General features: G+C 71.0%; 10 protein-coding genes. 4 read left to right on the top strand and 6 right to left on the bottom strand.

Going from position 1 to position 9,837, the window contains the following annotated elements:
- Window positions 1-221 precede the first annotated feature (221 nt).
- Window positions 222-1,211, top strand: coding sequence for a GTP 3',8-cyclase MoaA (gene moaA / locus ACZ434_RS32360; RefSeq protein ID WP_468462243.1), 990 nt, complete (start codon window positions 222-224; stop codon window positions 1,209-1,211).
- Window positions 1,212-1,238: 27 nt separating this feature from the next.
- Here the strand turns inward: moaA and ACZ434_RS32355 are convergent, their stop codons facing one another.
- Complete coding sequence (locus ACZ434_RS32355; protein ID WP_468462247.1) at window positions 1,239-1,463, bottom strand: hypothetical protein; 225 nt, start codon at window positions 1,461-1,463, stop codon at window positions 1,239-1,241.
- 225 nt (window positions 1,464-1,688) lie between these two features.
- Window positions 1,689-2,087: a DUF3099 domain-containing protein gene (locus tag ACZ434_RS32350; RefSeq protein ID WP_468462241.1), complete on the bottom strand. Its 399-nt coding sequence runs from the start codon at window positions 2,085-2,087 to the stop codon at window positions 1,689-1,691.
- Between the two features lie 245 nt (window positions 2,088-2,332).
- Here ACZ434_RS32350 and ACZ434_RS32345 point away from each other — a divergent pair, with 245 nt between their 5' ends.
- Complete coding sequence (locus ACZ434_RS32345) at window positions 2,333-2,617, top strand: GlsB/YeaQ/YmgE family stress response membrane protein (RefSeq protein WP_468462239.1); 285 nt, start codon at window positions 2,333-2,335, stop codon at window positions 2,615-2,617.
- An 89-nt stretch (window positions 2,618-2,706) separates the two neighbouring features.
- On the opposite strand, the gene tyrS is transcribed toward ACZ434_RS32345, so the two are convergent.
- From tyrS to ACZ434_RS32330, 3 genes are all read right to left on the bottom strand, one after another.
- Complete coding sequence (tyrS, locus tag ACZ434_RS32340) at window positions 2,707-3,975, bottom strand: tyrosine--tRNA ligase (RefSeq protein WP_468462237.1); 1,269 nt, start codon at window positions 3,973-3,975, stop codon at window positions 2,707-2,709.
- Between the two features lie 69 nt (window positions 3,976-4,044).
- Window positions 4,045-5,439, bottom strand: a complete 1,395-nt coding sequence (locus tag ACZ434_RS32335; RefSeq protein WP_468462235.1) for a metallopeptidase TldD-related protein — start codon at window positions 5,437-5,439, stop codon at window positions 4,045-4,047.
- Between the two features lie 82 nt (window positions 5,440-5,521).
- Window positions 5,522-7,048, bottom strand: coding sequence for a TldD/PmbA family protein (locus ACZ434_RS32330; protein ID WP_468462233.1), 1,527 nt, complete (start codon window positions 7,046-7,048; stop codon window positions 5,522-5,524).
- 454 nt (window positions 7,049-7,502) lie between these two features.
- On the opposite strand from ACZ434_RS32330, the gene fabG reads away from it, so the two are divergent.
- Together fabG and fabI are read left to right on the top strand one after the other, a co-directional pair.
- The gene (gene fabG, locus ACZ434_RS32325; RefSeq protein ID WP_468462231.1) at window positions 7,503-8,222 is read left to right on the top strand and encodes a 3-oxoacyl-[acyl-carrier-protein] reductase; all 720 of its coding nucleotides are present in this window, start codon (window positions 7,503-7,505) and stop codon (window positions 8,220-8,222) included.
- Between the two features lie 6 nt (window positions 8,223-8,228).
- The gene (fabI, locus tag ACZ434_RS32320; RefSeq protein WP_468462229.1) at window positions 8,229-8,996 is read left to right on the top strand and encodes an enoyl-ACP reductase FabI; all 768 of its coding nucleotides are present in this window, start codon (window positions 8,229-8,231) and stop codon (window positions 8,994-8,996) included.
- A 63-nt stretch (window positions 8,997-9,059) separates the two neighbouring features.
- Here the strand turns inward: fabI and ACZ434_RS32315 are convergent, their stop codons facing one another.
- The gene (locus ACZ434_RS32315) at window positions 9,060-9,752 is read right to left on the bottom strand and encodes a FadR/GntR family transcriptional regulator (protein WP_468462227.1); all 693 of its coding nucleotides are present in this window, start codon (window positions 9,750-9,752) and stop codon (window positions 9,060-9,062) included.
- Window positions 9,753-9,837: the final 85 nt, after the last annotated feature.

Here is a 9,837-nt window from a genome sequence, read left to right as displayed (position 1 = left end):
ACAACAAAAAAGACCCCCCCCCCCCCGCCCCCCCCCCCCCCCCCCCCCCCTCCCCCCCCCCCCCCCCCCCCCCCTCCCCCCCCTCTCCCCCCCCCCCCTCCCCCCCCCCCCCCCCCCCCCGCCGCACTTCTCGTCGCATCGGGTCGATGTGGGTTGTCGGCGGCGTCACGTAGGCTCGCAGGTACGAGACAGGAGTGATCCGCGTCGAGGGAGGGGGCCCCGTGCTCATCGACACCTACGGCCGAGTGGCCACCGATCTGAGGGTCTCGCTGACCGACCGGTGCAATCTGCGCTGCACCTACTGCATGCCCGAGGAGGGCCTGCAGTGGCTGGCCAAGCCCGATCTGCTCACCGACGACGAGATCGTCCGGCTCATCGGCATCGCCGTCACCTCCCTCGGCATCGAAGAGGTCCGCTTCACCGGCGGCGAGCCGCTGCTCCGCCCCGGTCTCGTCGGCATCGTCGAGCGGGTCGCCGCCCTGGAACCCCGCCCGCAGATGTCCCTCACCACCAACGGCATCGGACTGCGGCGCACCGCGACCGCCCTGAAGGCCGCGGGCCTGGACCGGGTCAACGTCTCCCTCGACACCCTCCGGCCCGACGTCTTCAAGACCCTCACCCGCCGCGACCGCCACCAGGACGTCCTCGACGGTCTGTACGCGGCCCGCGAGGCCGGCCTGACCCCCGTCAAGGTCAACTCGGTCCTGATGCCGGGGCTCAACGACGACGAGGCCCCCGACCTCCTCGCCTGGGCCGTGGAGCACGACTACGAGCTGCGCTTCATCGAGCAGATGCCGCTGGACGCCCAGCACGGCTGGAAGCGCGACGGCATGATCACCGCCGGGGACATCCTCACCTCGCTGCGCACCCGCTTCGAGCTGACCCCCGAGGGCGAGGAGGCGCGCGGATCGGCTCCCGCCGAGCGCTGGCTGGTCGACGGCGGCCCGCACCGCGTCGGCGTCATCGCCTCCGTCACCCGCCCCTTCTGCGCCGCCTGCGACCGCACCCGCCTCACCGCCGACGGCCAGGTCCGCACGTGCCTCTTCGCCACCGAGGAGACCGACCTGCGCGCGGCCCTGCGCTCCGACGCCGGCGACGAGGAGATCGCCCGCCTCTGGAAGCAGGCGATGTGGGGCAAGAAGACCGGCGCGGGCCTCGACGACCCGAGCTTCGTCCAGCCGGACCGCCCGATGTCCGCGATCGGGGGCTGAGAGCAGCACACCCGGGGCCATTGGCGCTCAGACTTCGCGGGCTTCCCACTCCTCCAGAGGAACAACCTCCTTCAGGAAACCCCTGACCCCCAGGAACTGCGACAGATGCTCCCGGTGCTCCTCGCAGGCGAGCCACGTCTTGCGCCGCTCGGGCGTGTGAACCTTCGAGTTGTTCCACGCGAGCACCCACACCGCAGCCGCACGGCAGCCCTTCGCGGAACAGATCGGCGTCTCGGGATCATCAGGGACCATCACACGCCCGACCCTAACCCGGCGGGAAAAGGCGACGCCGAGCAGCCACGGGGGGAGCTGCCCGGCGTCGGTCCGTCGCTCCGACGGGGGATGCGGAGCGCGTACGAAGTATGTCACGGGTCACCCCGCCCCCGGCACCGGAAGCACAGGATTGATCTGAGCTTTTCTTGAGCTTGGCGGGGAAGTGTCTTCCGCCGGACACCCCTTCCCCTCACGCCAAGATCTTCACGACCGCCCGGGCCGCTCCGTCCGTGCGCCCGGCACCGTCCCCGACGCCGCGTCTTCCGCATCGGGTTCCGCCGGTCCGTCATCCGTCCGCGACGGCTCGATCATCGGCTTCAGCGGTGTCGTCACGAAGGTCGACGGCAGTGACGGCGCGTTCTCGCGCCCAGCGTTGGCGATCACCACCGCGACGTACGGCAGGACCGCCCCGAGCACCAGCGCCACGATCGCGACATGCCGCTCCACGTTCCACAGCGTCGCCGCGAGGATGACCGAGATCGTACGGACGGCCATCGAGATCACGTACCGCCGCTGGCGGGCGCGTACGTCCTCCTGGAGGCCCGTCCGGGCACCGGTGATCCGGAACACCTGGGCGCTGCCGCCGCCATGCTGCTTCCGCATCACATTCCACCATCCGCCCGCAAGAGGACTCGCCCCGCCCTCACCGCCCATGACCGGTCGGGGAACGCAGGCCCGAACAGGTCCACGTTACGCCGCCTCCGCGCGCGCCACGATCCCGGGTCGGTCCACCGCCCCGGCCGTCCGGCCTGCGCCGTAGCGCGTACGCGCCGTCCGACATGCGGCGTACCCCGTCCCGTCCGACACTGGTCAGCAATGCTCGCGTCAAGCCGTACGAGGAGGCATCCATGGGCTGGTTGTGGGCGATCATCGTGGGATTCGTGCTCGGTCTGATCGCCAAGGCCGTGATCCCCGGCAAGCAGCACATCCCGCTGTGGCTGGCCACCATCTGCGGCATGATCGGCGCCATCGCGGGCAACGCCATAGCGCGGGGCTTCGGCGTGGAGGCGACGCGTGGCATCGACTGGAGCCGGCACATCTTCCAGCTGATCGCGGCGATCGTGATCGTCTTCTTCGTGGACATGCTGTACACCACGATGAAGCGCAACAAACAGCAGAGCCAGCGGACCTGACCCGCTGACCCGCTGACCCGCCGGACGGCGACGAGGGGGGCGGTGTCCCCGGCGCACGCCGGAAGCCGCCCCCCTCGCGAGCCGTCGGCTCAGCCGGCCGTGACCTCCACCGCCGCCAGGTTCTTCTTGCCCCGGCGCAGCACCAGCCAGCGCCCGTGCAGCAGGTCCTCCTCGGCGGGGACCGCGTCCTCGGCGGTGACCTTGACGTTGTTCACGTAGGCGCCGCCCTCCTTCACCGTGCGCCGCGCGGCCGACTTGCTGGGCACCAGACCGACCTGCGCGAACAGGTCGGTCACCTGGGCGAGCTCGGCCACCTTGACGTGCGGCACCTCGGAGAGCGCCGCCGCCAGCGTACGGTCGTCCAGTTCGGCCAGCTCGCCCTGGCCGAACAGGGCCTTCGACGCGGCGATCACGGCGGCCGTCTGGTCCGCGCCGTGCACCAGCGTGGTCAGCTCCTCCGCCAGCGCACGCTGCGCGGCGCGCGCCTGCGGACGCTCCTCCGTCTGGCGCTCCAGCTCCTCCAGCTCCTCGCGGGACCTGAAGGACAGGATCCGCATGTAGCCGGAGATGTCCCGGTCGTCCACGTTCAGCCAGAACTGGTAGAACGCGTACGGCGTCGTCATCTCCGGGTCCAGCCAGACGGCGCCGCTCTCGGTCTTGCCGAACTTGGTGCCGTCCGCCTTGGTCATCAGCGGCGTGGCGTAGGCGTGGACGGCGGCCTCCGGCTCCAGCCGGTGGATCAGGTCCAGGCCCGCTGTGAGGTTGCCCCACTGGTCGCTGCCGCCCTGCTGGAGCGTGCAGCCGTACCTCCGGTACAGCTGGAGGAAGTCCATCGCCTGGAGGAGCTGGTAGCTGAACTCCGTGTAGCTGATGCCCTCGGAGGACTCCAGGCGTCGGGCGACCGAGTCCTTCGTCAGCATCTTGTTGACGCGGAAGTGCTTGCCGATGTCCCGCAGGAACTCGATCGCGGAGAGGTTCTGCGTCCAGTCGAGGTTGTTGACCATCGTGGCCGCGTTCTCGCCCTCGAAGGTCAGGAACGGCTCGATCTGGCCGCGCAGCCGCTCGACCCAGCCCGCGACGGTCTCCGGCGAGTTCAGCGTGCGCTCCGCGGTCGGGCGCGGGTCGCCGATCTGGCCCGTCGCCCCGCCGACCAGCGCCAGCGGCCGGTGACCGGCCCGCTGGAGCCGCCGCAGGGTGAGCACCTGCACCAGATGCCCCACGTGCAGGGACGGCGCGGTCGGGTCGAAACCGCAATAGAACGTGACGGGACCGTCCGCGAGCGCCTTGCGCAAAGCGTCCTCGTCAGTGGACTGGGCGAACAGCCCGCGCCACTTCAGCTCGTCGACGATGTCCGTCACGGTTCTCGTGTCTCCTCGGTGATCTTCTTCGGCCGTTCGGGTGACGGCCGCTTGCGAACGCCTACGAGGTTATACGCCCTGGCTGACAGAGCTCATATTGAAATCGGGGACGCGCAGCGCCGGCATGGCGGCCCGGGTGAACCAGTCGCTCCACTCCCGGGGCAGCGTCTTCTCCGTACGGCCCGCCTCGGCCGCCCGGCCCAGCAGGTCCACCGGCGACTCGTTGAACCGGAAGTTGTTGACCTCGCCGGTGACCTCGCCGTTCTCGACCAGGTAGACGCCGTCCCGGGTCAGCCCCGTGAGCAGCAGCGTCGCCGGGTCCACCTCGCGGATGTACCACAGACAGGTCAGCAGCAGCCCCCGCTCGGTGGCCGCGACCATCTCCTCCAGCGAGCGGTCCCCGCCCCCGTCCAGGATCAGGTTGTCGATCCCCGGCGCGGTCGGCAGCCCGGTCAGGCCGGCGCTGTGCCTGCTGGTCGTCAGCCGGTTCAGCTCGCCCGCGCGCACCCACTCCGTGGGCGCCAGCGGCAGCCCGTTGTCGAACACCGACTGGTCGCCGCCCGAGGAGTGCGCGATCACGAACGGCGCCGACTCCAGACCCGGCTCGTTCGGGTCGCTGCGCAGCGTCAGCGGCAGCTCGGTCAGCCGCTCGCCGACCCGGGTGCCGCCACCCGGCCGGGAGAACACCGTGCGCCCCTCGACCGCGTCCCGCCCGGAGGCCGACCACAGCTGGTAGATCAGCAGATCGGCCACCGCGGACGGCGGCAGCAGCGTCTCGTACCGGCCCGCGGGCAGCTCGAGCCGCCGCTCGGCCCAGCCCAGCCGCACGGCCAGCTCGGCGTCGAGCGCCGTGGGGTCGACGTCCTTGAAGTCCCGCGTGGAACGCCCCGCCCACGCCGACCGCGTACGGTCCGGCGACTTGGCGTTCAGCTCCAGCGTGCCGTTGGGCTGGTCGTGCCGCAGCCGCAGCCCCGCCGACGTGCCGACATAGCTGGAGACCAGCTCGTGGTTGGCGAAGCCGTACAGCTCCCGGCCACCGGCACGCGCGCGTGCGAACGCCTCGCCCAGCGCCGGGGCGAAATCGGCGAACACGGCGGAGGACGTCTCCGCGGGCGCCTCGGTGAACTCGGGGGACGGGGCCACCCCCGTGACCAGCGGCTGCGCGTCCTCGGCCGGCCCCGCGCCCCGCGCGGCGGCCTCGGCGGCCCGCACCAGCGGCTCCAGCTCGTCGACGGTGACCGCCGACCGGGACACCACCCCGGAGGCCGTGCCCTCGGCGCCGTCCACCGTGGCGATCACGGTGAGCGTGCGCCCGCGCGTGACACCGTTCGTGGTGAGCGCGTTGCCCGCCCAGCGCAGATTGGCGGTCGACTCCTCGTCGGCGATCACGACACAGCCATCGGCCCGGGACAGCTCGAGCGCCCGCTCGACGATCTCGTACGGCTTGCTGGTGCGCGCGCTCATCGCCCGGCCTCCTGCGTGGTGTTGAGGCTGTGCTGTCCCGGGGGACGACCCCCGGACCCCCAGCCGGTCCCGGTGCTGACGCTCATCGCCCCGCCTCCTGCGTGGTGTTCAGAATGTTGACTCCCTTGAACAGGGCGGACGGGCAGCCGTGCGAGACCGCCGCGACCTGCCCCGGCTGGGCCTTGCCGCAGTTGAAGGCACCCCCCAGGACATACGTCTGCGGCCCGCCGACCGCCGCCATGGAACCCCAGAAGTCCGTCGTCGTGGCCTGATAGGCGACGTCCCGCAGCTGCCCCGCCAGCCGCCCGTTCTCGATCCGGTAGAACCGCTGTCCGGTGAACTGGAAGTTGTACCGCTGCATGTCGATCGACCACGACCGGTCCCCGACGACGTAGATGCCCCGGTCCACGCCCCCGATCAGATCCTCCGTCGACATCCCCGCCGGATCCGGCCGGAGCGACACATTCGCCATCCGCTGCACCGGCACACGCCCGGGCGAGTCCGCGAACGCGCACCCGTTCGACCGCTCGAACCCCCCGGTCAGCTTCGCGATCCGCCGGTCCAGCTGGTAGCCGACCAGCGTGCCGTCCCTCACCAGGTCCCAGGACTGCGCCTCGACCCCCTCGTCGTCGTAGCCGACGGTGGCGAGCCCGTGCTCGGCGGTGCGGTCACCGGTGACGTTCATCAGCTCGGAGCCGTACTTCAGCTTGCCCAGCAGATCGAAGGTGGCGAACGAGGTCCCGGCGTACGCCGCCTCGTAGCCGAGCGCCCGGTCCAGCTCGGTCGCGTGCCCGATCGACTCGTGGATGGTCAGCCACAGGTTGGACGGGTCCACCACCAGGTCGTACAGCCCCGCCTCGACACTCGGCGCCCGCATCTTCTCGGCGAGCAGCTCCGGGATCCGCGCCAGCTCGTCGTCCCAGTCCCAGCCGGTGCCCGTCAGATACTCCCAGCCACGCCCGACCGGCGGCGCGAGGGTCCGCATCGAGTCGAACTCACCACTGGAGTCGTCCACGGACACGGCCGTCAGCACCGGATGCAGCCGCACCCGCTGCTGCGTCGTCACGGTCCCGGCGGTGTCCGCGTAGAACTTGTTCTCGTGCACGGTCAGCAACGAGGCGTCCACATGGTCCACCCCGCTCGCCGCCAGCAGCCGCGCGCTCCACTCGCCCAGCAGCCCGGCCTTCTCGGTATCGGGCACGGCGAACGGATCGATCTCGTACGACGACACCCAGACCTTCTCGGGGTGCACCGGCTCGTCGGCCAGCTCCACCCGCTCGTCCGACCCGGCCGCCCGGATCACCTGCGCGGACAGCTTCGCCATCGCCACGGCCTGCGAGGCGACCTTGGCGGCGGCGTCGAGGGTCAGATCCACCCCGGAGGCGAACCCCCAGGTCCCGCCGTGCACCACGCGCACCGCGTATCCGAGGTCGGTGGTGTCCGACGACCCGGCGGGCCTGGCGTCCCTCAACCGCCAGGACGCGCTGCGCACCCGCTCCAGACGGAAGTCCGCATGCTCCGCCCCGAGCGCCCGCGCGCGGGCGAGCGCGGCGTCGGCGAGGGCCCTCAGCGGCAGTGCCAGAAACGACTGATCGACTTCATGAGGCACGAACGGTTTCCCTTCGCTCCGGCCGGTTACTGCGTCCCGCTTGCGCGGCTCCTAACGCAAGACCGAAGTGAAGCACGTCCCCGCCGGCGGCAGAGACCGAAATACGCCACGGCAGGCGCGTACTCAGTCGTTCGGCGACGCCCCTGCCGCGGGACGCGATTCACGTGGCGAGCGCCCTCTCCCCGCGGGACGAGCTGACCGCCCTGGTGACCTACGACCGCGGGATGCTCGAGACCGCTCGCGCCGAAGGGCTGCGCGCTCACGCGCCTGGTGCGGCGGACCGACCGAGGAGTCCGACTGTAGGAACCCGACAGGAGGCCACGAGAGCCACTGTCGATGCCCGAATGCCTCGCGGTCGACCGGGACCGATAGGTTTTCGGGTGAGCCGCCTGCCGTCGCCGCCCGTCGTCGGGGCGTTCGGGCGGGGAAGAACCGCTATCGAAAGGGTGATCCGTTGAGCCGCTCGGTTCTCGTCACCGGAGGCAACCGGGGCATCGGCCTCGCCATCGCCCGCGCGTTCGCCGACGCCGGCGACAAGGTCGCCATCACATACCGCTCGGGTGAGCCGCCGGCCGCCCTGACGGACCTGGGCTGCCTGGCCGTCAAGTGCGACATCACCGACACCGAGCAGGTGGAGCAGGCCTACAAGGAGATCGAGGAGGCCCACGGCCCCGTCGAGGTCCTGGTCGCCAACGCCGGCATCAACAAGGACCAGCTCCTGATGCGGATGTCCGAGGAGGACTTCACCTCGGTCGTGGAGACCAACCTCACCGGCACCTTCCGGGTCGTCAAGCGGGCCAACCGCGCCATGCTGCGCGCCAAGAAGGGCCGCGTCGTCCTGATCTCCTCGGTGGTCGGACTGCTCGGCTCCGCGGGGCAGGCGAACTACGCCGCCTCCAAGTCCGCGATGGTCGGATTCGCGCGCTCCCTCGCCCGTGAGCTGGGTTCGCGCAACATCACCTTCAACGTCGTCGCCCCCGGCTTCGTCGACACCGACATGACCAGGGAGCTCTCCGAGGAGCAGCAGACGAAGGTCCTGGCGCAGGTGCCGCTCGCCCGGTACGCGCAGCCGGAGGAGATCGCCGCGGCCGTGCGGTTCCTCGCCTCGGACGACGCCTCGTACATCACTGGAGCCGTCATTCCCGTTGACGGCGGACTGGGAATGGGTCACTGAATCACCATGAGCGGAATTCTCGAGGGCAAGCGCGTCCTGATCACCGGTGTGCTGACGGAGGCGTCCATCGCCTTCCACACCGCCAAGCTGGCCCAGGAGCAGGGCGCCGAGGTCATCCTGACCGCGTTCCCGCGGCCCACCCTGACCGAGCGCATCGCCAAGAAGCTGCCCAAGCCGGCCAAGGTGATCGAGCTCGACGTCACCAATGACGAACACCTGGGCCGGCTGGCCGACGTGGTCGGCGAGGAGCTCGGCGGCCTCGACGGCGTCGTGCACTCCATCGGCTTCGCACCGCAGGACGCGCTCGGCGGCAACTTCCTCAACACACCGTTCGAGTCGGTCGCCACGGCCATGCACGTCTCGGCGTTCTCCCTGAAGTCGCTGACCATGGCCTGCCTGCCGCTGATGCAGAACGGCGGATCGGTCGTCGGTCTCACCTTCGACGCGCAGTTCGCCTGGCCGCAGTACGACTGGATGGGCCCGGCCAAGGCCGCCCTGGAGGCGACCAACCGCTACATGGCGCGCGACCTGGGCAAGCAGAACATCCGCTGCAACCTGATCTCCGCGGGCCCGCTCGGCTCCATGGCCGCCAAGTCCATCCCGGGCTTCGGCGAGCTGGCCTCCGTGTGGGACACCCGTTCCCCGCTGGAGTGGGACCTGAAGGACCCGGAGCCGGCCGGACGGGGTGTCGTCGCCCTGCTGAGCGACTGGTTCCCGAAGACCACGGGTGAGATCGTCCACGTCGACGGCGGTCTGCACGCCATCGGCGCCTGACCCGTCGCCCCACCAGGGCCCGCGTCCCGTTCGAGGGGCGCGGGCCCTTCGCGTGGGCGTGGATCAGCCACCGGCCGGCGGACCGAACCGGCCCGGACGGCACACGAACGGATAGGCGGCGGCCTCCTCGGCCGCCGTCGCCGCGTCACCCGCGCGGATCGCGTCCACCAGCCGCCCGTGGTCCATGTGCGCGTGGGGGGACATGTCGGGGCCCATGTCGTCGCGCAGCCAGTCCCGCAGTACCTCGCTCAGATCCGCGTACATCGCGGTCATCACGTCGTTGTGCGAGGCGGCCACGACGGCCAGGTGGAACGTGGCGTCCGCCGCCACGAACGCCTCCGCGTCCCCCGACTCCCACGCCTCCTCCCGGCGCAGCAGCAGGGTGTCGATCTGCTTGAGGTCCTTCTCCGAGCGCCGCACGGCGGCCAGCCGCGCGGCGGACGACTCCAGGGTGGAACGCAGCTCGGCGATATGCCGCGGATCGGCGCCGGCGAAGCGGCGGTGCATCACGCCGGCCAGCTCGCTCGTGGCGACGACGTACGTGCCCGAGCCCTGGCGGATGTCCAGCAACCCGTTGTGCGCCAGCGCGCGGACCGCCTCGCGGACCGTGTTGCGGGCCACTCCCAGCTGCTCGACCAGCTCCGGCTCGGTGGGGATGCGCGCGCCGACCGGCCACTCGCCCGAGGTGATCTGCGCCCGGAGAGCGGCGATGACCTGCTCGGACAGCGCCGAGCGGCGCGGATGGCTCAGAGGCATGACACACCTTCGCACGACCGGGGCGCCGTACGGTGCCCTTTCCGCCATGGACAACCAATCATCCCATGATTCTATGATGGGTCTC

This window comes from Streptomyces sp. NPDC030893, assembly GCF_055571535.1.
This window is presented reverse-complemented; position numbering and strand designations above follow the sequence as displayed.

Excerpts from the sequence above, each read along its gene's own strand:
- ACZ434_RS32350 (WP_468462241.1), bottom strand. The coding sequence starts at position 2,087 with ATGCGGAAGCAGCATGGCGGCGGCAGCGCCCAGGTGTTCCGGATCACC.
- ACZ434_RS32355 (WP_468462247.1), bottom strand. The coding sequence starts at position 1,463 with ATGGTCCCTGATGATCCCGAGACGCCGATCTGTTCCGCGAAGGGCTGC.
- fabI (WP_468462229.1), top strand. The coding sequence starts at position 8,229 with ATGAGCGGAATTCTCGAGGGCAAGCGCGTCCTGATCACCGGTGTGCTG.
- ACZ434_RS32345 (WP_468462239.1), top strand. The coding sequence starts at position 2,333 with ATGGGCTGGTTGTGGGCGATCATCGTGGGATTCGTGCTCGGTCTGATC.
- ACZ434_RS32315 (WP_468462227.1), bottom strand. The coding sequence starts at position 9,752 with ATGCCTCTGAGCCATCCGCGCCGCTCGGCGCTGTCCGAGCAGGTCATC.
- ACZ434_RS32335 (WP_468462235.1), bottom strand. The coding sequence starts at position 5,439 with ATGAGCGCGCGCACCAGCAAGCCGTACGAGATCGTCGAGCGGGCGCTC.